Here is a 20,916-nt window from a genome sequence, read left to right as displayed (position 1 = left end):
CATCCCTTAAAGACCAGAGGTAACGCAAAATGAAAGTATACGGCCATCAACACTCATCAGAGGCTTTCTTTCGGGAAACTTCCCCATCCTGTTTTGAACCAAAAGCGGAAAAGGTGATCGCTTTTCATGGAAAGGATGCCAGTTACGCCTATAACGTGCTGGCCGATCTGAAAGCCGCAGGTGCTTCATATACGCGCCGGAATATCATCGCCGATATGTTCCGCCGTCTGGGTGTGAAATGAGGTCTGGGCAATGGAACACGTGAAAGGAAAAATCCAGCAGGGGGCAGGGAACGCCTATTTTGCAGGGATGCAGTGGCGCGGTATTACACTTGGACACGCCGATGCTGCAGCGCTTAATCAGTTTGATATCGATATCAGCAAAGCTCAGGCACCCGAAGCACGCACCTGGTTGCTTCAGAACAAAGCAGAATTCATCGCTCTGATCCTGGGCATTGAAGTCGTAAAGGTCGGGTAGTGAGAAGCCAGCTAACTTAGCTCTTGAGCTAAGTTAGCTTTTGAGCTAATGTGTGCACATACGGACCAGAGATTACATTCATGTTCACAGTCATCTTTCATGATGAGGCTGAAAAAGAGTTTACGGCTCTGCCTGCTGCCATTCGTGCAAAAATGGCCAGGCTACTCATGAAGCTGGAAGCAAACCCTCGCCAGCTACGCGAGCCAGATACCAAGCCGCTTGGAAACGGCCTTTTCGAAATACGTACAATGGGGGCAGATATCGCCCGCGGAATCTGGGTATATCAGAGTGGTGAACGTATTTTTCTACTTCGGATCTTTATCAAAAAATCGCCAAAAACGCCCCCGGCAGAAATAGATCAGGCACTTCGCAGACTGGAGGAAATGCAGAATGAAATATAAAACCCTTAGCCAGGTTCATACCGAAGCAATGAACGATCATGAGTACAGCGCGGCATTCGAGGCAGAAGAAGCCTCGGAGCTACTTCGGGAAACCTTAGCAACATGGAGAAAAGAAGCGGGTTTGACGTCGGCACAGGTTGCAGAACGTATGGGCATCAAAGCGCCTACTATCTCACGTATGGAGAAGAACGCTTCGCGAATGAGTATTCAGACGCTGGTTCGGTACGCCAGAGCCTGCGGTGTTAACTTTAAAATTCAGCAGGTTTGAATGATTAGCGATGCCAATAAAGCGGTGAATGACCTGGCGAGTATTGTCCCTCTGCTGGGCGGCAGTTCGTCCCGCAAAGATTACGAAGAGGCACGTAAACTCGTTGAATATCTTCTGGAACATGATCCGGACAGCCCGCTGGTTGATATGCTGACTGCCCGCATCGATGCCTGGGAAGATAACGCGGTGGAATTTGAAGAATTTAATACGCGCTTCGAAGCAGGCAAAAACGGTGTATCGTTGCTGCGGGTTCTTATGCAGCAATACGGGCTTTCTCAGTCCGATTTCGAAAACGAGATAGGTAATAAATCGCTCGTCAGCCGGTTCCTCTGTGGTGAACGCAGTCTGACCTTTGATCACATGCGGGCGCTGGCAAATCGATTTCAAATCCCGGTCTCGATGTTTGTTGACTGATTCGGGAACAGAGCAGGCGAAGGGGGCATCGGTCCCCGTCTGGCCGCGCCTCGAAAGACCGCGCGCCTGCGGCGCCGGGAAAACCTGGCCGCGCTGACGCGCCGCCCGCATTTCCTTTCCGCGTCTTCCCTGTTTGCTGCCTGCTGTCTGCCTGCTTCCTCTTCTTCTCCCTGCTGTGATGCCTATTTTTAAACCTTAAAGGCTTTAAAAGCATACCCACACTGGACACCTTCGGCTCCCGGCCAGCTGCGCTGTCCGGTCGTCGAGCCACACTCCGCTAACCGCGAAAAGACGCGGTAAGCTCCGCCGAACCCGCAAAGCGGTTTCGGGCCTGACGGCTAGTGTCTGATGTCTGAGGTCAAAGTCAACGGCAGCGCTTGCTGCGGCCGTTCCGGCCGCGCCGCTTTCACCGTGCCGGCGAAGGACTGCCGGCACTCTGCGGGGCAACGCCGTTTCGCGCCCGCGCTCTTCGTCGTTGCGGCGGGTGCCTGCTCCTTTCCCCTGGTACCCGTATCACCCGTTTGAGTCCATTCGCCGGGGCTGAGACAAGCACAACCCGTCTTGCTGTCCAGGGGACGGCAGAGCCTTTCGCAATAAATTTTTCCCGGCCATTCCGCTGCGCTTCATTAGACCGAAAAAAATTTCCCGCTCACCCCCGGACATCTGCACCGGGCCGTGCTCGTTTACGCCCTCGCGGCGAACGGCTCTCAAACGGGTGAAGGTTATATCCAGGGGGCAGGTTCAGCAGGTCCCCGCACAAAGTCAAAACCGCGGCCCCGGCAACTCAACGGGTGATGGTTAAAAAATTAAACAGGTGAAGGAGAATAATATGCGTTTAGCATCCCGATTTGGACTTACTCATTCCATTCGTCAGGAACGCCCACTGACTAACGATGAATTAGTCAAGGTTGTACCTTCTGTGTTTTCAGAAGAAAAGCATAATTCACGTAGTGATCGCTATACCTATATTCCAACCATTACACTGCTGGATAAATTACGTGAAGAAGGTTTCCAGCCATTTTTTGCCTGTCAGTCACGAGTAAGGGATGAGGATAAACGGGGGCATACTAAGCATATGGTAAGACTTCGCCGTGAAGGGGCCAATAAAGGAACAGAAGTACCCGAAATCATTCTTCTTAACTCGCATGATGGATCGTCCAGTTATCAAATGATCCCGGGTATGTTCCGTTTTGTATGCACAAATGGCCTTGTGTGCGGTACGTCGTTTGGTGAGATTCGTGTACCTCATAAAGGTGATATTGTTGGAAGGGTTATCGAAGGTGCTTACGAAGTTCTGGGAATTTTCGATAAAATAACTGAAGGCGTTGATGTCATGAAGTCTATTGCCTTAACCAAGGAAGAACAGCGTCTGTTTGGACAAGCTGCATTAACCTACCGATATGAAGATGAAAATAAATCTCCGGTCAGTATTGAACAGATAATTCATCCGCGCCGTTATGAAGATAAAAAAGATGACATCTGGACTACATATCAAAGGGTCCAGGAAAATCTGATTAAAGGCGGTTTGCCTGGCCGAACTGAAAAAGGGAAAAGAACAACAACCCGGCCAGTAAAAGCAATCGATGGTGATGTTAAACTCAATAAGGCATTGTGGTTAATTGCGGAGAAATTCCGCACTCTTAAAGGCTATTTATAAGCGCCGGGCAGCTGTCCGGCGTTTTGATGGTGGGAATACTTATGTTTGAATTTAAAGCTGTCTGTATCAGTATTTCACATATGGAAGAAGGTGATATCAGAGTTCTTCAGGTGCTTTCATCAACAACCAATTATCTAACTTGCGATAGTTACTTAGAGTGGATACATGATACACCTTATGGTTGTGTTATAAGGATGTATGATTTCAAACGCCATCTTCTGGCGCTAAAAAGAGGTGGGGTGTCAAAATTTTTACGCAAAAATCTTATACTAATGCACCGGGAGGGTGGGTATCTGCTTTTTCATTTTGATAGTGATGCCGATTATTATCCAGGTATAGATGCCGTAGATTTTTAAGAAATTCAAGCCTTCTTATATCAGAAGGCTTTTTAGTTCATGGCGATTTTCTGATCTTTAGAAGAAGTTCGTTTGCTTGCTTTGATAGCCGTGTAGTAGTAATGGATCTTCTTCGCATACTCGTAACGTCTTGCTGCCTGGCGCGGGGTCTTTTTGAAGCCTGCATTGTATGCCCCGACTGCATCCCACGAAACGCCCCACTTTTTAAACGCCTGAGCCAGATAATAGGCTCCGGTGTAGATGTTAAGACAAGCATCGCTAAGAAGATGATCCGGTTTTATTCCATATCGCGACAGTTCGTTGAAATGCTGCGAGTCAATTTGCATCAAGCCTGATCCATAACCCGTAACAGGATTACGCCCAATCGCATCAATTTTAAATCGTGATTCTTGCCATGATATAGCACGCAGGAGATCCGGATCAATTTTGTAATCCCTGCCAGCCATATCAAAGCAGTCTGCTGCCATTGATGACAATGGTATTAAAGACAGGATGATACCAAACGCTACTCCCTTCATGAATTCCCCTCCGTGCCAAATCCCGGAATAACCTTAACCCATCCAAGACCGAGACTCAACATATATGCACTCCTCACCACAAAATCACCACACCCCACGCAAAATTAAAATTTTGCAGATTTATTATTTAAACCATAGAGTTATGGTCAACTAAATTACACTATCTTTCATTATGTAATATAAATATGAATCGCAGATGAATCGCTAACGATTCACTTATAAATCGTGGGTGAATCAGTAACGAATCAACCCTTATGAAATCTAGCTTTATTGGCGAATTGACTCTAGATTCAATTCGTGGTGTGATTCGCCTTATGAATCGAGTTTCAAGGCGGTGAATCTAGATTCGAATCGCGAATTGAATCGTTGGTGAATCGTCTGAATTGGTTGGCTGTAAATAGTATCAAGATTTCTTTTTATATTAAGGGATGGATATGGCAAAGATACAGGCATATGTTAGCGATGAAGTTGCTGAAAAAATTAATGCCATTGTGGAGAAACGGAAAGCTGAGGGCGCCAGGGAGAAAGATGTTAGTTTTTCCAGTGTGTCTACGATGCTTGTCGAGTTAGGCTTGAGGGTTTATGAAGCGCAAATGGAAAGGAAAGAAAGCGGCTTTAATCAGATGGCTTTCAATAAGGTTTTGCTTGAAACAGTTTTGAAGACACAATTTGCAACCAACAAAATTTTGGGAATTTCTTGTTTGAGTCCACATATCTCAGGTAACCAAAAATTTGAGTGGCGATTTATGATTGATAACATTCTGGAAGACACTAAAGAAGTGGTCGATACATTCTTTCCAGAATCAGAAGATGGTGACGAAGAGTAAACTACACAACATTAAGTTATCTAGATTATTAAACTAAAATATAAAAAATAAAAGCGGAATGATCTGCGTATTTTTAGTGACAGGGAAGTGGGTTACATTTATCATAGTTTGAGAGGCTCAGGTCTCACAAAATTTGAGAATCGCTGATGTGAAGGGTTGGCCCCCTTCACATCAGCTGCCCATAGAATCCTGTTGAGGAGGCTCCTATGTGTTCGATGGATCGTATTGAAAACACCAACTGTAGTCAATTGGATTTCTTTCGTGAAATGCAATTAACTGTCAACCTTTCTAGCCATCCTGCTTGTATAAGGCTCCGTGATGGATCCTTTTCCCATTTCAATCATTCTTTCGCTACAACTTTTCTGCACAATATTAACGTTAACATATGGTTTAACCGTTTGGAAATCTCCTCTTCTTTACGTCTGTCAGCTCTTGACGCAGAAGTTTACTCAGGCGATCGAAAAATGCTCGTTGAGGAAAATTTGCCCATTAATGGGAACCGATGGGATTTTATAATAGAACGGATGTCATTTGATGGAACAGAGTTCACTCTGTGGAAGTTCTGTCATCTTCAACGAGGCGGTTTTTTACTGTCTCCTGTTCGCTCAGGTTTTATAAAAAAACTCAACGAATTTAAAAATGCAGTCGGTTTTTTAACTGATGTTCAGATTGAGACTCTGGCTCTATATTCTTTTGGTGCCTCCCACAATCAGATTTCAGAGGTTTTAAATATAGCAATTGGAACATCGAAAAACAGGGTGAATCGTATTCTTGCTGCTTTACCAATCCGCACGAGAGAAGAGGTATTTTATTTTTTATTCGCCAGTGGAATGGCCTTTTCATTCTGTAAGGTTGTTACAGAATTAATTGGAAGTCGCGTTAATAAATTGTTAAATAAATAGTGACCTTTTGTCTATTGTGTTAAGGGGTTTTATTTGTGAGACTACTTCTATTGAAAAGTAGAGTGGAGGTGCAAGTGAGGCGAATGACTACTCGTCCGGCATTAGGTCCATGCGTTAGTTTCAAACTTGATGAAGATACGCATCTGAAATTGGTAAATGCCAAAGAGAGAAGCGGACGTAGTAAGGCTGGGGAGGTTGTGCTTAGGGTTAAGGATCACCTTTTACGCTATCCAGATTTTTATCCAACTGTAACATATAAGAGTGTGAGTTTTGGTCCTGTTGTTATGGCCCGCTTTGATGAGGATACAAACAAAAAACTGATTGCAGCTAAAAATAAAAGTAACAGAAGCAAGTCGCATGAAGTTTATCTTCGTCTCAAAGCACATCTGTTCGAATTTCCTGATTTTTATAGTTCTGAAGTCGAAGTGATAAGGAGGTCAGTATCTGAAACATAAGTAGTCCCGAAGGTATTACCATTTAAACATTATCTATTTAAAAGGAAATAAATATGAATGCTGTATTAAGTGTTCAGGGCTCTGCTGTCCCTGAAAAAACCAAACCGTCTTTTATGTCCCGCGTTTTCAATAAAAAGAAAGCCCTGAAAGCCGCTAAAGTTGTGCTGCCGGTTGCTGCTGTGGCGGCGTTCTTCCCGGATGCTGCGATGGCCACCACCACGGCAACCGACCTGATGAAGTCCGGGGATGCGACCGTTAAAGGCACGTTTGGTAAGCAATCCAGCGTCGTCAAATGGGTGGTTCTGGCAGAAGTTGTCGCCGGCGGCATCATGTACATGATGACCAAAAACGTGAAGTTCCTGTTTGGCTTCGCGATTATTTCCACCTTTATCACCATCGGTATGTCGGTCGCCGGTTACTGACAGGAAGCACGTGATGACGGGAGACGAATTAAAGCGATACCGTTTCCCGGAAACACTGACTAACCAGTCCCGCTGGTTTGGCTTATATCTCGATGAACTTATCCCGGCCGTGATTTGTCTCGGCTGGGGTTTCTGGACCAGCAAGTTCATTTTTGGTATGGCTGCAGCGGCACTGGTTTTCTGGGGTATCAAGAAACTGAAAAAAGGGCGGGGCAGTTCCTGGCTACGCGACCTGATTTACTGGTATCTGCCAACCTCCCTTCTTAAAGGTTTCTTTCATGATGTTCCGGACTCCTGTTTCCGGCAGTGGATTAAATAAATCAACGGGGAAATAACATATGGAACATGGTGCCAGACAAAATACCACTCGCGTTATCGCTGTGGGATTTATCAGTCTGGGGACACTCCTGACCCTCAGTCTTGCGACCAATATTATCCAGGGCATAAATAATTACCGTCTGCAGACGGAACAGAAAGTGGCGGTGACACCGATGTTATTCCGTGCCCCCTTTGCGGTGTCTCAGAACCAGGCTGACGCTTCTTATATTGAGCAGCTGGGCCTGTCCTTTGTTGCCCTGCGTCTGAATGTCACGCCGGAAACGGTTGATGCCCAGCATCAGCAGCTTCTCCGGTATGTATTACCCGCTGCGCAGAACAGCCTAAAGGTCCAGCTGGCTGAAGATGCGAAACGCATTAAAGACAATAACGTTAATGCCACCTTTTATATGACCTCGATCCGTGCGTGGCCGGCAGAGAACCGCGTGGATATCCGGGGTGAGCTGAAAACGTGGATTGGGGATTCCAAACCCTACAGTGAAATTAAAAGCTATGTCATTCAGTTCAGTCGTGTCGATGGTGTCAGCTGGCTGGCGCGTTTTGGAGAAATAAATAATGAAAAAAATTAACCCGTTATTTATTTCAGGTTGTCTGCTGTTGGTCGCCCCTGCGATGTCAGCGACCCTTAGCGGTACGCTGGCGCCGACAGTGGTTCCCCTGACCAATGGCGGTCAGGCAAATATTGCCGTGAGTAACACCGATCCGAATCTGTTCACAGTACCTGGAGATCGCATCACGGCGATAAACAGCCTGGACGGCGGCCTGACAAACCAGGAGCAGACCGACAGCGGCGGCGCCATTCTGGCGACCGTCAGTAAAAAACCATTCACCTTCATTGTGGAAACCGAACGCGGGCTGAACTTCTCCATTCGTGCCGTGCCCCGTGCGGGCTCAGGCCGGACAATTCAGCTGGTCAGCGAGCTGGCGGGTACCCCCGGTCCGGCAAAAGCCTGGGAAGAGTCGAATCCCTATGAATCGTTACTGGTTTCGCTGAATCGCGCCGTGCGTCAGGGCAGCGTACCCGATGAGTATCAGTCTGTCCCCGTCACTTCTGAAGTGCTGCAGGTGCCGGCTGGTCTGCGCGCCACTGCCGATCGGGTCTGGGTCGGTCATCACCTGAAAGTTGTCCGTTACAGTCTGGACAATGTCTCCCTGTCGGCCCGAATGGTGCGTGAAAGCGATTTCTGGCAGCCCGGAACACGTGCCGTCATGTTCAGTACCCCGGCGGGCCTGCTGACTGCCGGTGGTCGCATGCAGATCTGGGTCACGACGTCAGATGAAGGAGTGAAGCGCTGATGGCCAACTTCAACACGCTGATCAAACGTAAGCAATATATCTGGCTGGGACTCATTCTGGCGGGCGGCGCGGCAGCAGTCGGAGGCGGGCTGTATCTGTCAGATCTGAACATGAGCTCTGATGAGGAAGCCCCGACTCAGGGCGAACCCGCACCGGATATGACCGGGGTGGTCGACAGCAGCTTCAACAGTAAGGTGGAGCAGCACGCGACAACAGAAATGCAGGCGACTGCCGCTGATCTCAACAAGCGTTTTGACTCCCTGCAGGGGGAAGTGGACCTACTGAGTAAGGCGCGAACCGCTGACCAGATACGTATCGACAAACTCAGCAGTGACAATGAAGCCATGCAGAATCAGCTGAAGGCGCTGGGCGTGAAACCGGCTGTCTCTGGTGGCGAGCCCGCGCCGACTCCTCCGTCACCGCCACCCGGTCCGGAAGGGGAGCCGCAGCCAGCCAGTTATCCGCCGCAAACCGGCGCCGCGGTACCGCCTCCGACGGCATTCTATCCCGGGAATGGTATGACACCGCCGCCGCAGGTCAGCTACCAGTCTGTACCGGTACCAAACCAGATACAGCGTAAAACGTTCAGTTACGACAAAGGAAAAAAAACGAAGTCATTGCCGTACATTCCGTCGGGGAGCTTTGCAAAAAGCATGCTTATCGAGGGGGCAGATGCCAACGCGTCTGTTACCGGGAATGAATCAACTGTACCGATGCAGTTGCGTATCACCGGTCGCGTGGAAATGCCAAACAGCAAAACCTACGACCTGACAGGGTGTTTTGTGGGCCTTGAAGCCTGGGGCGATGTCTCCAGCGAACGCGCCATTGTCCGTACCCGCAATATCAGCTGTATCAAAGGTGATAAAACCATCGATCAGCCCATTAACGGCCACGTTTCCTTTATGGGGAAAAACGGGGTTAAGGGAGAGGTGGTGATGCGTAACGGAAAAATCCTCGGCTGGGCATGGGGGGCCGGTTTTGTTGACGGGATTGGTCAGGGCATGGAACGGGCTTCACAGCCGGCTGTTGGCCTGGGGGCAACAGCATCTGTTGGCGCCGGTGACGTTCTGAAAATGGGGGTCGGCGGTGGTGCATCTAAAGCTGCGCAGACGCTGAGCGAGTACTACATCAAAAGGGCCGAGCAGTATCACCCGGTCATTCCGATTGGTGCCGGCAACGAAGTTACCGTCGTGTTCCAGGATGGATTCCAGCTGAAAACGATTGAAGAACTGGAAGCGGAAAAGAACGGGCAACAGCAGGCTCAGAATCAGGAGGCGGAGCCGGCACCGCAGGCTGATGCACATCATCAGTCAGGCGGCGGTATGAACGGATTCAATACTGACGAGATGCTGAAGAAGCTGGGCAAACTTGATCCGCGTGAGTTCTCTCCGGGCGCAGCGCCGCAGGGGGAAAATAATGGCTAAGTCTCTCATTACTACTGTTCTGTCAGCACTGCGCTGGGCTCACTGGCTGGTTAAGTGTGCGGTGGTCTATCCGCTGGCCATGATGATGTTACTGGTTGTTCTGGTGTTCCGGACGGGACCGTACACGTTCGGCCAGACGCTGGTGAAAACCGTAGAGTCTGTGCAGCAGGAGGGATATGTCATTCAGGACTGCACGGGGCCGAAAGAACTTAATGGTGATGCGGTGAACGCTCCACTGCCTCCGGTTTTACAGGAAGACTGCACCACCGTCAGTACGGATGCGGCAGGGTATGCAGCATATATCGACCAGAGCTATACGCATAATATTCTCTGGCTCTGGCTGCTGATGGCGGTGGTGTTTACCGGGATGGCTGTGGTTTTCCGTAGGACTCCTGTCCGCAGGGGATTTCTCGGGTGAAGGATGTCAGGGGGGTACCTGCGTAATGAACAGGAAGCAGGAGAAAAGGAGCCTAACACTGTACCTCAATCTGCAAATTATTTAGACCCCAAACTTTATGAGGAGCTTGTAAGGGCTGCTAATAATCTTGCAGAAGCAGTATTCAGGAAGACTGACTGGAAATCGATTTTTAAAAAATAAACAGATTACGGGTGAATATATGAAGGAATTAATGCTGTTAATTCCTCTGGGCAGCGCTTTGCTCTTAACCGGGTGTGCGGGCACAGAGACCGAATTTCAATGTAATGCCACGACGTCGGATACCTGTATGACGATGGAGCAGGCAAATGAAAAAGCGAAGCTGAAAGAGGAACGCAGTGATGCAAAGCCGGCTGCGGCCGGGTTGCCACAACTGGCTGAGGGTAATTTCAGAACCACATCAGTTAATTCGTACCCATTGCCGCCACAGCCAAATTTAATGCGTCCCGGAGCAACGACAACTGCACCGACTAATACAGTAACGTCAGGATTGCTGACGAATAACAGGAAAGTCAGTATGCCGGTGTATCGGCCCGTGGCTGTAGCGCCAGCTGTTCGACCAGTGAGTGTATCAACTTTTACATCGCCGGTGACGGTTCCTGGTAATTATCCCCGGCCATTAAGAAAAGGGGAGGAGACAACGTCATTGTGGATAGCGCCGTATGTGGATGCAGATGATGTATATCACCAGCCAGCAACGGTTCTTTTTGTCGTGACACCATCGGCGTGGGGACAACCTCGCCTTAATTGATTCACAGCGCCATTACTGGCGCTGCAGGAAGTTCTCATTTCTGAATTAAAACGAGTGCCCTCTGCGTTGAAAGGGATGGGCGGTAGCGTGTGAAATGAACGTCGATAACGAAAAATGAAAGGATTTGAAAAATGACTGACTCAATGAAATATCTATGGCTGCTTTTACGCGAAGATTCGTCATATATTTTTATGTTGATGCTGATTGTTGGTTCTGCCGTAATCGTGTCTGCCTTTTTTCAGAGAGTAATCACATCCTGGTGGGGTAAAACCCTCAGTGTGATACTGTGTATGGTGAGTATGATTACTACAGCAACAGGAGTTCTTGATCCTGAGTCAACATATAAACAAATTATAAACAGGAAAGAAAATATCATCTATACGCTGAAAAACTGCAGAGTCTCCGCATTTGAAGCGCAGCAGGCAGGGTTTCTGGCTAAAGCAAAAGATGCCTGGTCTTGCCCGGATGGCGTAACACGGTATATGGATGTGAGATACAGGGATAAGGCAGAGATTAATAAACTCAGTACGGAAGGTAAGTAACGTTATGGATGAATTATTCAAATGGACGATGATGCTGGTATTTTTATTGGCAGGTTATAGCCTGCTGTTTTCTACTGACAGTAATACAGTGCCCGAAGCTCTTTCTCATCACTGGAAAAATGACTGCCGGTTGCTTGAGACCAATATTGATAAAGGGTTTTTCTCTCCTGCGCAAAATCGACTTCAGTGTGGTGATGTTATTGAAAATGTAAGCAAGTCTGATTATGACAGAGCGATGAGTGGCGATAAGCAAACAACTCTCGCAGAGGCAATGAAAGAAATATTCATTCGTTAATATATAAACAGAGGCAATAAAGTATGCATGCCTTTATTTTTCTGGTGCTGATGACGCCGAGTAGTGGTGGTGGAATTTGGGATGTTACTCCTATGCCTAATACAGATGTCTGCATAAAAATGCTACGGGTACTCGAAGCACGTGGAGGCAGAGGTTACGGAAGTAATACAGGAGAGTGCATTGAAATTAAAACACGCGAGCCTTTGAACAGCGTGATGGAAACATTGAGTGAGGGTGGGTAAATGGCTGAGTCTCTGTTAATTTTTGATAGTGATGGTTATGTACGACTGTTTTTTGCAATGGCAATCATTATCTGTGGTTACGGCTATGTAATTATGGGTGTTTTTATAAGAGATGCGCTTGCCTATATTTTAATGTTGTTTGGGCTTACAGGTCTCAGTGCTTTATTTTCTTTCATGGTATTTATGGATAAAAACATGTGGGCCGGTTCTCCTGATTTGACGCTGTCAGTAATAACGGGATTTTTTACAGCCACAGTGATCTTTTATATGTTTTATGTCTTGATTTATTCCTTTGATCGGATGGGGGCCGGTGAATAGTAAGACCGATGGTCAGTATTAACAATCTCACGTTATTTGAAAGTATGCAGCATAAGGAATAAGAAAGTGAAAGCGTACTATATACTTGGACATAACGTTGCATGGCTTAACGGTATATGCCTGATTCTTTTTGTTATTGGTGTGGTCGGTGCGCTGGCAATGGTTGCCATCCCTGAAAAATTCAATCTTCGAGTTAACAGAGGCGATACATTCATATACTGTGCGCTTATAGCGGTGGTTGGGTTTTGCGGGATGTTCGTTATCTCCATTCACTCATTTTCGATGGATGAACTTGAAGCAGGTAGACACTGGAAAAACGACTGCAAGACACTTGAAGTAAACATACCGACAGGCGCTTTTACCAGCCCTGTTAATAAACTGGACTGTGATGGCATCATCATTAATGTGCCAGGTGAGCGGTATTATGCGTATATCCATCAGTGGGAATTATACCAGACGAATAAAAAATGAAAGTAAACGTCGCGAACGCGGTTAAACACATTGTTAACTGGGCCTTTCCACTCTTTTTTTGGGGTGGTCTGCTGTATCTTGTTTACGATGATTACAGAGATAACGGTACAGCGACTGAAGAACAGTTATTAATGATTTCTCATGAAATACCCTGTGCCGGTGAGGATTTTCGAACGGCACTCCGTAATAGCCCGGGACCATTAACCCTTCACGATGCGAAGAAAATTGCCGCTAAATGTAACGAGAAACATAAACAACTTAACGCACTGAACAATGTGAACAAATGATCAGGGGATGGATATGATGCTGTTTTTTAGAAAGTATGGGTTTTTGTTTATCCCTCCAGTCTACTGGCTCATCTATCTGGGAGCCAGGCTGACATACAATGGACTGGCAGGAGAGTTTTCTCCTGATTTCCTTCAGGGTATTCGACATGAAGGCCTCTATATTATCTGTAGTCTGTGTGTCTTTTATTTTTTCTGCCTGGAGGTGGAAATTAGTGATGGGGAGTTCTCAGCGAACCTTCTGTTCCTGATTGTTTTCTTTCATGTGGTTTTGTTATTTATCACTCTGCTTATTTGTTTGTGGCAAGGGGCGATGTTGTTGGATGCGATCTTTATGGGTCAGATTATTGCATCCATGTGTTTATTGTTTTTTATTCCAGTGCTTTCCATTATAAGAAGGAGTTTCTAGTGCGGCTGTGAATATTCTTCTTGCCATTTATTACCCTTGTTATTTTGAAATGCTCTTAAAGGAACGCCCGCATGAGTAATAACATCATCGATACTGTCACCCAGGCTGTGAATTCACTGGTGTCAGCACTGAAGCTGCCCGACGAATCCGCGAAAGCCAATGACACGCTGGGCAGCATGAATTTCCCCCAGTTCAGCCGTATTCTGCCCTATAAGGATTATGATTCCGCGACCGGTCTGTTTATTAATAACAAAACCGTCGGTTTTATGTTTGAGGCGCGTCCTTTACCCGGTGCGGATAAAAGTATCGTCGCCACACTGGAGCATTTACTGCGCAGCAAACTTCCCCGGGGCGTCCCGGTCAGTTTTCATCTGGTCTCCAGCAAACTGGTCGGCAATGATATCGACTATGGTCTGCGTGAATTCCGCTGGAGTGGTAAACAGGCTAAGAAGTTTAACGCCATTACCCAGGCCTACTACCTCCGGGCAGCGGAGACGAAGTTCCCCCTGCCTCCTGATCTGGATTTGCCACTGACGCTGCGTAACTACCGCGTGTACATCTCCTGCTGCGTACCCAGGAAGAAGAACTCCACCACGCAAATTGTCGAGATGGAGAACCAGATAAAAATCCTGCGGGCGTCACTGGGCGGTGCCTATATTCCGACGCGTATCCTTGATGCTGCCGGGCTGGTCGAACTGATGCGTGAGCTGATAAACCCGGACCCGCACGAAATGTACCGCGTACCGTATAAGCTGGACCCCTATCAGGATCTGAACTATCAGTGTGTCGATGACAGCTTTGATATGCAGGTCACCGCCGGTCATCTGAAAATTGGCCGCCTGGGGCGCGACGGGAAAGAGTGCGTGACCCGGGTGACGAGCTACCATCTGGAGAGTGATCCGGAAATGGCCTTCCTCTGGACCGCTGCGGACAACTACGCCAACCTGCTTAACCCGGAGCTCTCCATTTCCTGCCCCTTTGTCATCACGCTGACGCTGATGGTGGAGGACCAGGTGAAGACCCAGAACGAAGCCAACCTGAAGTTCATGGACGTGGAGAAGAAAAGCAAAACCTCCTACGCGAAGTACTTTCCGAACGTGATAAAGGAAATGCAGGAGTGGGGCGATATCCGCCAGCGACTGTCGACCAACCAGACCTCCCTGGTGTCCTATTTCTTTAATATCACCACGTACACCGCAGACAGCACAGAGGCCTCTCTCGCCGCTGAACAGCAGGTGCTCAACAGCTACCGTAAAGGCGGTTTCCAGCTTATCCCGGCCCGCTACCATCACCTGCGTAACTTTCTGGCCATGATGCCGTTCAAGTGTGGTGAGGGTCTGTTTAAAGAGCTGCAGGCGGCAGGCGTGGTTAAGCGGGCGGAGACGTTCCAGGTGGCTAACCTCCTGCCGATCGTCGCTGACAGCCCGCTGGCGCCGGCGGGACTCCTGGCGCCCACCTACCGAAACCAGCTGGCGTTCATCGACCTGTTCTACGAGGGAATGAACAATACCAATTTCAACATGGCGGTCTGCGGGACGTCCGGGGCGGGTAAAACCGGTCTGATTCAGCCCCTCATTCGCAGTGTGCTCGACTCCGGCGGGTTTGCCTGGGTGTTCGATATGGGCGATGGCTATAAGTCCCTGTGTGAAAACATGGGGGGCGTATATCTCGATGGCGATACCCTCAAGTTTAACCCATTCGCCAACGTGCTGGATGATGCTCACTTCGACATGTCAGCAGAACGTATACGCGATCAGATGTCGGTGATGGCCAGTCCGAACGGCAACCTCGATGAAGTCCATGAAGGCCTGCTTCTGCAGGCAGTTCAGGCGGCCTGGTTAAGCAAACGTAATCAGGCACGCGTTGATGACGTAGTGCAGTTTTTACAGGACGCGAAGGACAGCGATGAATATGCTGATTCCCCGACAATCCGGGGCCGTCTGGACGAGATGATAATCCTGCTCGATCAGTACACGGTGAATGGGATCTACGGGGACTATTTCAACTCAGATAAACCAACACTCCACGATGATGCCCGGATGGTGGTACTGGAACTCGGTGGCCTGGAGTCGAGGCCCTCTCTGCTTATCGCTGTGATGTTTTCATTGATTATTTACATCGAGAACAGGATGTATCAGTCACCGCGTGGCCTGAAAAAACTGAACGTCATCGATGAAGGATGGAAGCTCCTTGATTTCAAGAATGAAAAAGTGGGGCAGTTTATCGAGAAAGGCTACCGTACCGCGCGTCGACATACCGGCGCATACATCACCATCACGCAGAACATCGTCGACTTCGACTCCCCGACCGCCTCCAGCGCCGCACGTGCAGCGTGGGGGAACTCATCGTACAAGGCCATTCTGAAGCAGTCAGCGAAGGAATTTGCCAAGTATAACCAGCTGTACCCGGATCAGTTCAGCAAGCTGGAGAAAGACATGATTAACGGCTTCGGTTCGGCCAAAGAGCAGTGGTTCTCCTCTTTTATGCTGCAGGTGGAAGCGAACTGCTCCTGGCACCGCCTGTTCGTCGACCCGCTCAGCCGGGCGATGTACTCCTCCAAAGGCCCGGATTTTGAGTACATGCAAGCTCGCCGGCAGGAGGGGGTCGATATCCACGATGCGGTATACGGACTGGCGTGCCGCAACTTTAAAGACGAAATGGCTGAGCTTGAATCCCGAATACCGGTGAATGACATGGAGGATAAACAGTGATGAAAAACAACACCGAACAACCGGTCAGTACGACCTCTCATACCTTTCGCCGGATATCTGTCATCGTTGCTCTCGTGCTTTTCGCCCTGGCAACCAGCGCGTTTCTCTCGCGCGTGGTTCTGGAGTACTCCACGCCGCGGGTGGTGGCTTTTGATATGAAGAAGACGCTCGACAGCTTTATGGACAGTGTCAGTCAGAAGCAGCTGACAGAAGCGCAGTCAAAAGCGCAGTCAAAAGCGCTCTCTGACCGGTTTAACGACGCGCTGGAGAAGAGTCTGGCGGAGTATCAGCAGCAGCATCATGTGGTCATTCTGGTTTCACCTGCCGTGGTTCAGGGCGCCCCCGATGTGACCCGCAACATCCAGCACGACATTGCCCGCCGGATGAAAGGAGAACAGTAATGATACGACTGAAAGACTGTCTGCTCTCCGCCTGCCTGGTATCGCCGCTGACTCAGGCGGCTGATCTCGGTACCTGGGGGGATTTATGGCCCGTCCGGGAGCAGGACATGCTGCAGCTCATCACGCAGCGTCTGCAGTCACTGCAATCCTCTGGCCAGTGGGACCAGACGATGGATGCGTTTAAGCAGCGGGTTATCGAGAACAGTCAGCGCCCGGCACCGGTGGAGGGCATTAAGCGTGCGGAGAAATACGAGCAGCGCTGGTTTGATCCCAGCATCCGCCTGACCGAAGACCTGAAGGACAATGAGGGGCGGGTGTTTGCCCGCAAGGGCGATGTGGTGAACCCGCTTAAAACCGTACCGTTTGTCCAGACCCTGTACTTCATCAATGGAGACGATGCCGACCAGCTGGCCTGGATGAAGCGTCAGGTGCCGGAAACCCTGATGAGCAAAATTATCCTGGTGCGTGGCAGTATCCCGGACACCTCCGCAGCGCTGGACAGCCGGATCTATTTCGACCAGAACGGCGTACTGAGCAAGCGATTTGGCCTGACGGCGGTCCCGGCGCGGATCACGCCGGCGCCATCCGGTGAACGCCTGAATATTGAGACCTTCCCTGTAAAATAAGGATGTTTCTGTGAAAACCCTGACGCTTTTCCTGAGTGCCCTGATGTTGTGGGGGTACAGCCTCAGTGCGGCTGCTGATCCCTCCTGTGAGGGCCGGTTTGTTAACCCGATCACCGATGTGTGCTGGCGCTGCATATTTCCTTTATCACTCGGCAGCGTGCAGGTTGGTAAAGGCGATCTGCCTGATACCAGCAATCCGGGTAGTCCCCTGCAGCTGTGTCCGGCGCCGCCACCGATTTTTGTTCGCCCCGGCCTGGCCATCGGGTACTGGGAGCCGATGGCCATGACGGACGTCAGCCGTTCGCCTGGCTGTATGGTCAATCTGGGGGGCTTCAGTATCAATCTCGGCAAGACCGGTATGGGGACCGCGAGAAAGGACGACAAGCAGGTGAACGGCGCTTTTTATCACGTTCACTGGTACAAGTACCCGCTGACCTACTGGCTGAACATCATCACCTCCGCAGGCTGTCTGGAAGGCGGAGACATGGATATAGCCTATCTGTCCGAGATTGACCCGACCTGGGTGGACAGCAGCCTCACCACCATTCTGAATCCGGAAGCCATCCTGTTTGCCAACCCCATCGCACAGGGGGCGTGCGCGGCTGACGCTATGGCCAGCGCGTTTCATATGCCACTCGATATTCTGTTCTGGTGTGCCGGCTCTCAGGGTTCGATGTACCCGTTTAGCGGCTGGGTAAGCAACGAGTCCAGTCCGCTGCAGTCCTCGTTACTTGTCAGCGAGCGCATGGCGTACAAGCTTCACCGGCAGGGACAAATTATGGAGAGCATCGGGAAGGACAAGGCGGTCTGCTATGAGTATCCGTCCCCGATCATCCCCAAAGAGCGCTGGCGCTATCAGATGGTGAACATGTACCCGGACAGCGGCCAATGCCATCCCGTGGGGCGCAGCGTGATGCGCTGGGAGGCCGGTAAAAATCCACCCAACACCCGTAAGAACTATGGCTATCTGATGTGGCGTAAACGCAATTGTGTCTTTCTCTGACAGGAGTCTCTCATGAAATTAATGAATCTGTTTATGGTCATGCTTTTGCTGACCGGACGAGCAGTGTTGGCTGAAACCTCCTCTGTTACAGACAGAGAATGGCTGAAGCAGCAGGAGAACCTCAGCGAACAGCTGCGCCAGCATCCGGATAAACAGCTGCAGCAGGAGCTTGAGGCGCAAATCAACCGTAATCCTCTGCCCAAATCAGACCGCCAGTTTATCGATAATCTGGTCAGCCAGCAGAAAGCGGCGAATCAGGAAAAGCCAGCAGAAGGGGCGCTGTACTTTGTCTCCTTCTCGATACCTGAAGAGGGGCTGAAGCGGATGCTGCACGAAACCCGGCAGTACGGCATTCCGGCGACACTGCGTGGGCTCGTCAATAACGACATGAAGACCACCACTGACGCGGTGCTGCAGCTGGTGAAGGATGGCGTGACCGACGGAGTGCAGATCGACCCGACACTATATACGCAGTACAGCATCCGGAGTGTGCCGTCTCTGGTGGTACGGTGTCAGGCCGGGTATGACGTGGTACGCGGTAACATTCACGTCAAACAGGCGCTGGAGAAAGTGGCACAAACCGGTGACTGCGCACAGGTGGCCCGGCAGATGCTTGATGCGCCCTCGAATGCCGCCGGGAGCCAGCCATGAAAGATAAACCGTACTTCATGGCGTTACCGGAAATGGTGAGGGATGAGGGAGGGTGTAAATGAAGACGGTTATTTCCGTGCTGACCGCGCATTTTTTTGTCCTGAGCGCCTTCATCTGGCTGGCATCCCCCGCCTGCGCTGACAGTGGAAGTGACTATAAAGCCGGTTCGGATTTTGCGAAACAGGTGCAGGGCAATGGTCTGAACTCACTAAAAAATTTCAGTGGTGAGCAAAACCTGCCGGGGTATACCGACAACCCGGATCAGACAAAATACTACGGCGGCGTCACTGCCAGCGGAGACAGCTCTCTGAAAAGCGATTCAGCCCTGGAGTTCAGCCAGGGAGATACCGGCAAAACGATTACGGAGTCGTTCACGAACCGGCCACCGGATCAGATATCTCAGGATGCGCCGTTTATTCAGGCCGCAAAGGATACAGAATCCCGTGCCGACAGCATTGTCGGTGATACCGGACAGTCCTGTACCGCCCAGGTTGTGAACCGCAGCGAGTTCACAAACCATACCTGCGAACGTGATCTGCAGGTGGAAAATTTTTGCACACGGGAAGCGACCCTGAAGGATAACGCCACCACGCAGAAAGTTAACCGAACCTATCAGCAGGTGGTGACGCTGAATTATGCCCGGAGTACCCGGCAATGGAGTGGCAACCTGACGATCCCGACCAACGGTCGTCTGCTGAATGCCTCGGTGGATGGTGAGCCTCTGGTGATCCCCTGGATTGAAGAATGCGATTCCGAAGGGAAGGTGCGGGATAGCTGCAAGAGTGCAGTCAGTGAAAGCCTGACCCTCTTTGAACGAACGTTCCCCATAGATGTGATCAGCTGGCCACGTTCAGAATCGATGTGTTCAGGCGGTCAGAACACGCATTGTACGAAATATACCTATGACGGGAAGGGGAAGATTCATCAGTCGTTTGGTGTGGACAAAGCGGTTACTGCAGGGCAGAACTTTTCAGTAAGCAAAACATCACGGACCGTATCATCGGGTAGCCAGAAACCCGTACAGGTCACGGTCACCCTGGTGATGGAAGAAACCGAAACCGTCTACGCACCTGAAGTCGTCTGGGTTGAAAGCTGTCCGTTCAGTAAGGATGAAGGAAAAAAAACGGGGGAGGAATGTATCAGTCCGGGAGGAACGCGAACCATCACCCTCGGAGGCAGGGATTACTCGTTCACGGAAGCCTGCTGGAAATATAAGGATACCTGGCTCACGCAGCCGGCGGACAGCGGCTCCTGTGAAATCCTGATGAAAAATACGGCCTGTACTCTGTCATCCCGCCAGTGCGCCTTCTCCAGCGAGGAAGGCACGTGCCTGCATGAATATGCAACGTATTCCTGCGAAACCAGGACGAGTGGCAAGCAAATGATCTGCGGCGGTGATGTCTTCTGCCTTGATGGTGAATGTGACAAAGCCACGTCCGGGAAGAGCAATGACTTTGGGCAGGCGGTATCTGAGCTGGCGGCACTGGCAGCCGCGGGGAAGGACGTCGCGGCACTGAACGGGGTGGATGTCCGGGCCTTCACCGGAAAAGCGAAGTTCTGTAAGAAATTTGCTGCCGGCTTCAGTAACTGCTGCAAAGACAGCGGCTGGGGCCAGGATGTGGGGCTGGCACGCTGCAGCAGCGAGGAAAAGGCGCTGGCCAAAGCGAAAAAAGACAAGCTGACGGTCAGTATCGGGGAATTCTGCTCTAAAAAAGTTCTGGGTATTTGCCTGGAGAAAAAAAGGAGCTATTGCCAGTTCGACTCAAAACTGGCGCAGATCGTTCAGCAGCAGGGAAGAAACGGTCAGCTGCATATCGGTTTTGGCGGCGCCAGCAGTCCTGACTGTCGGGGCATTACCACCGCGGAACTCCAGGGGATTGATTTTAACAAGCTTGATTTCACCAACTTTATGGACGACCTGATGAAAAATCAAAAAATACCGGAAAACGATGTTCTCACCAATAAGACCAAGGAACGAATTAAGGAAATCATGAGTCAGCAATCCGCGCAATAAACCATGCTG

At 50.0% G+C, this 20,916-nt stretch carries 30 protein-coding genes and 1 pseudogene; 30 read left to right on the top strand and 1 reads right to left on the bottom strand.

The window, feature by feature from the left end; all coding sequences use genetic code 11:
* The first annotated feature begins 29 nt into the window (after positions 1–29).
* The 7 genes from LGM20_RS26345 (at position 30) to LGM20_RS26315 (ending at position 3,573) form a co-directional block, all read left to right on the top strand.
* Positions 30–242 carry a hypothetical protein gene (locus LGM20_RS26345; RefSeq protein ID WP_004152718.1) on the top strand — a complete coding sequence of 71 codons (213 nt, stop codon included), beginning with the start codon at positions 30–32 and terminating at the stop codon, positions 240–242.
* A gap of 10 nt (positions 243–252) precedes the next feature.
* Positions 253–477, top strand: a complete 225-nt coding sequence (locus tag LGM20_RS26340) for a hypothetical protein (protein WP_004152719.1) — start codon at positions 253–255, stop codon at positions 475–477.
* A gap of 80 nt (positions 478–557) precedes the next feature.
* A complete protein-coding gene (locus tag LGM20_RS26335) occupies positions 558–878 on the top strand; it encodes a type II toxin-antitoxin system RelE/ParE family toxin (protein ID WP_004152720.1) in 321 nt (106 codons plus the stop codon).
* A complete protein-coding gene (locus LGM20_RS26330; protein WP_004152721.1) occupies positions 868–1,146 on the top strand; it encodes a helix-turn-helix domain-containing protein in 279 nt (92 codons plus the stop codon). Before LGM20_RS26335 ends, LGM20_RS26330 begins: the two co-directional genes overlap by 11 nt.
* A complete protein-coding gene (locus LGM20_RS26325; RefSeq protein WP_023280875.1) occupies positions 1,147–1,560 on the top strand; it encodes a helix-turn-helix domain-containing protein in 414 nt (137 codons plus the stop codon).
* Positions 1,561–2,389: 829 nt separating this feature from the next.
* Complete coding sequence (locus LGM20_RS26320) at positions 2,390–3,217, top strand: DUF932 domain-containing protein (protein ID WP_023307552.1); 828 nt, start codon at positions 2,390–2,392, stop codon at positions 3,215–3,217.
* Between the two features lie 26 nt (positions 3,218–3,243).
* Positions 3,244–3,573, top strand: coding sequence for a DUF5983 family protein (locus tag LGM20_RS26315; protein ID WP_011977736.1), 330 nt, complete (start codon positions 3,244–3,246; stop codon positions 3,571–3,573).
* 32 nt (positions 3,574–3,605) lie between these two features.
* Here the strand turns inward: LGM20_RS26315 and LGM20_RS26310 are convergent, their stop codons facing one another.
* On the bottom strand, positions 3,606–4,091 hold the full coding sequence (locus LGM20_RS26310) for a transglycosylase SLT domain-containing protein (RefSeq protein WP_001568108.1): 486 nt from the start codon (positions 4,089–4,091) through the stop codon (positions 3,606–3,608).
* A 434-nt stretch (positions 4,092–4,525) separates the two neighbouring features.
* Here LGM20_RS26310 and traM point away from each other — a divergent pair, with 434 nt between their 5' ends.
* The 23 genes and pseudogenes from traM (at position 4,526) to traN (ending at position 20,907) form a co-directional block, all read left to right on the top strand.
* Entirely contained in the window at positions 4,526–4,918 is a 393-nt protein-coding gene (gene traM, locus LGM20_RS26305) for a conjugal transfer relaxosome DNA-binding protein TraM (protein WP_004206766.1), read from the top strand.
* A gap of 206 nt (positions 4,919–5,124) precedes the next feature.
* Positions 5,125–5,820: a transcriptional regulator TraJ family protein gene (locus LGM20_RS26300; protein ID WP_023307551.1), complete on the top strand. Its 696-nt coding sequence runs from the start codon at positions 5,125–5,127 to the stop codon at positions 5,818–5,820.
* 83 nt (positions 5,821–5,903) lie between these two features.
* Positions 5,904–6,275, top strand: coding sequence for a TraY domain-containing protein (locus LGM20_RS26295; RefSeq protein ID WP_004208838.1), 372 nt, complete (start codon positions 5,904–5,906; stop codon positions 6,273–6,275).
* 53 nt (positions 6,276–6,328) lie between these two features.
* Positions 6,329–6,697: a type IV conjugative transfer system pilin TraA gene (gene traA, locus LGM20_RS26290; protein ID WP_023307550.1), complete on the top strand. Its 369-nt coding sequence runs from the start codon at positions 6,329–6,331 to the stop codon at positions 6,695–6,697.
* Positions 6,698–6,710: 13 nt separating this feature from the next.
* Entirely contained in the window at positions 6,711–7,016 is a 306-nt protein-coding gene (gene traL, locus LGM20_RS26285) for a type IV conjugative transfer system protein TraL (RefSeq protein WP_004178059.1), read from the top strand.
* 19 nt (positions 7,017–7,035) lie between these two features.
* Positions 7,036–7,602 carry a type IV conjugative transfer system protein TraE gene (gene traE, locus LGM20_RS26280; RefSeq protein WP_004152602.1) on the top strand — a complete coding sequence of 189 codons (567 nt, stop codon included), beginning with the start codon at positions 7,036–7,038 and terminating at the stop codon, positions 7,600–7,602.
* Positions 7,589–8,329, top strand: coding sequence for a type-F conjugative transfer system secretin TraK (gene traK, locus LGM20_RS26275; protein ID WP_004152497.1), 741 nt, complete (start codon positions 7,589–7,591; stop codon positions 8,327–8,329). The genes traE and traK overlap by 14 nt, the downstream gene beginning before the upstream one ends.
* Positions 8,329–9,753, top strand: a complete 1,425-nt coding sequence (traB, locus tag LGM20_RS26270; protein ID WP_023307549.1) for an F-type conjugal transfer pilus assembly protein TraB — start codon at positions 8,329–8,331, stop codon at positions 9,751–9,753. Before traK ends, traB begins: the two co-directional genes overlap by 1 nt.
* Positions 9,746–10,165 (top strand): annotated as a pseudogene (gene traP / locus LGM20_RS26265) (conjugal transfer pilus-stabilizing protein TraP); the annotation flags it as partial. The gene traB and the pseudogene traP, both read left to right, overlap by 8 nt.
* A gap of 205 nt (positions 10,166–10,370) precedes the next feature.
* Entirely contained in the window at positions 10,371–10,940 is a 570-nt protein-coding gene (gene traV / locus LGM20_RS26260; protein ID WP_023307547.1) for a type IV conjugative transfer system lipoprotein TraV, read from the top strand.
* A 131-nt stretch (positions 10,941–11,071) separates the two neighbouring features.
* Positions 11,072–11,482, top strand: a complete 411-nt coding sequence (locus LGM20_RS26255; protein WP_023307546.1) for a hypothetical protein — start codon at positions 11,072–11,074, stop codon at positions 11,480–11,482.
* 4 nt (positions 11,483–11,486) lie between these two features.
* Positions 11,487–11,777: a hypothetical protein gene (locus LGM20_RS26250; RefSeq protein ID WP_032423381.1), complete on the top strand. Its 291-nt coding sequence runs from the start codon at positions 11,487–11,489 to the stop codon at positions 11,775–11,777.
* A gap of 23 nt (positions 11,778–11,800) precedes the next feature.
* Positions 11,801–12,019 carry a hypothetical protein gene (locus LGM20_RS26245; protein WP_023307545.1) on the top strand — a complete coding sequence of 73 codons (219 nt, stop codon included), beginning with the start codon at positions 11,801–11,803 and terminating at the stop codon, positions 12,017–12,019.
* Positions 12,020–12,337: a hypothetical protein gene (locus LGM20_RS26240; protein ID WP_023307544.1), complete on the top strand. Its 318-nt coding sequence runs from the start codon at positions 12,020–12,022 to the stop codon at positions 12,335–12,337.
* A 66-nt stretch (positions 12,338–12,403) separates the two neighbouring features.
* Positions 12,404–12,808 carry a hypothetical protein gene (locus tag LGM20_RS26235; RefSeq protein WP_023307543.1) on the top strand — a complete coding sequence of 135 codons (405 nt, stop codon included), beginning with the start codon at positions 12,404–12,406 and terminating at the stop codon, positions 12,806–12,808.
* The gene (locus LGM20_RS26230; RefSeq protein WP_023307542.1) at positions 12,805–13,095 is read left to right on the top strand and encodes a hypothetical protein; all 291 of its coding nucleotides are present in this window, start codon (positions 12,805–12,807) and stop codon (positions 13,093–13,095) included. The genes LGM20_RS26235 and LGM20_RS26230 overlap by 4 nt, the downstream gene beginning before the upstream one ends.
* 7 nt (positions 13,096–13,102) lie before the next feature.
* The gene (locus LGM20_RS26225) at positions 13,103–13,501 is read left to right on the top strand and encodes a hypothetical protein (RefSeq protein WP_072158599.1); all 399 of its coding nucleotides are present in this window, start codon (positions 13,103–13,105) and stop codon (positions 13,499–13,501) included.
* A 71-nt stretch (positions 13,502–13,572) separates the two neighbouring features.
* Positions 13,573–16,212 carry a type IV secretion system protein TraC gene (traC, locus tag LGM20_RS26220; protein WP_016528865.1) on the top strand — a complete coding sequence of 880 codons (2,640 nt, stop codon included), beginning with the start codon at positions 13,573–13,575 and terminating at the stop codon, positions 16,210–16,212.
* The gene (gene trbI / locus LGM20_RS26215; protein WP_023307539.1) at positions 16,212–16,613 is read left to right on the top strand and encodes a type-F conjugative transfer system protein TrbI; all 402 of its coding nucleotides are present in this window, start codon (positions 16,212–16,214) and stop codon (positions 16,611–16,613) included. The genes traC and trbI overlap by 1 nt, the downstream gene beginning before the upstream one ends.
* Positions 16,613–17,239, top strand: a complete 627-nt coding sequence (gene traW, locus LGM20_RS26210) for a type-F conjugative transfer system protein TraW (protein ID WP_023307538.1) — start codon at positions 16,613–16,615, stop codon at positions 17,237–17,239. Before trbI ends, traW begins: the two co-directional genes overlap by 1 nt.
* 43 nt (positions 17,240–17,282) lie before the next feature.
* Positions 17,283–18,242: a conjugal transfer pilus assembly protein TraU gene (gene traU / locus LGM20_RS26205; RefSeq protein WP_015065634.1), complete on the top strand. Its 960-nt coding sequence runs from the start codon at positions 17,283–17,285 to the stop codon at positions 18,240–18,242.
* Positions 18,243–18,254: 12 nt separating this feature from the next.
* The gene (gene trbC, locus LGM20_RS26200) at positions 18,255–18,893 is read left to right on the top strand and encodes a type-F conjugative transfer system pilin assembly protein TrbC (protein ID WP_015065635.1); all 639 of its coding nucleotides are present in this window, start codon (positions 18,255–18,257) and stop codon (positions 18,891–18,893) included.
* Positions 18,894–18,951: 58 nt separating this feature from the next.
* On the top strand, positions 18,952–20,907 hold the full coding sequence (gene traN / locus LGM20_RS26195) for a type-F conjugative transfer system mating-pair stabilization protein TraN (RefSeq protein ID WP_023307537.1): 1,956 nt from the start codon (positions 18,952–18,954) through the stop codon (positions 20,905–20,907).
* Positions 20,908–20,916 lie beyond the last annotated feature (9 nt).

The organism is Klebsiella quasipneumoniae subsp. quasipneumoniae, assembly GCF_020525925.1.
GTDB classification, from domain to species: domain Bacteria; phylum Pseudomonadota; class Gammaproteobacteria; order Enterobacterales; family Enterobacteriaceae; genus Klebsiella; species Klebsiella quasipneumoniae.
Note: the sequence above shows the minus strand (reverse complement) of the source record. Positions and strands in the feature narration are given on the sequence as shown.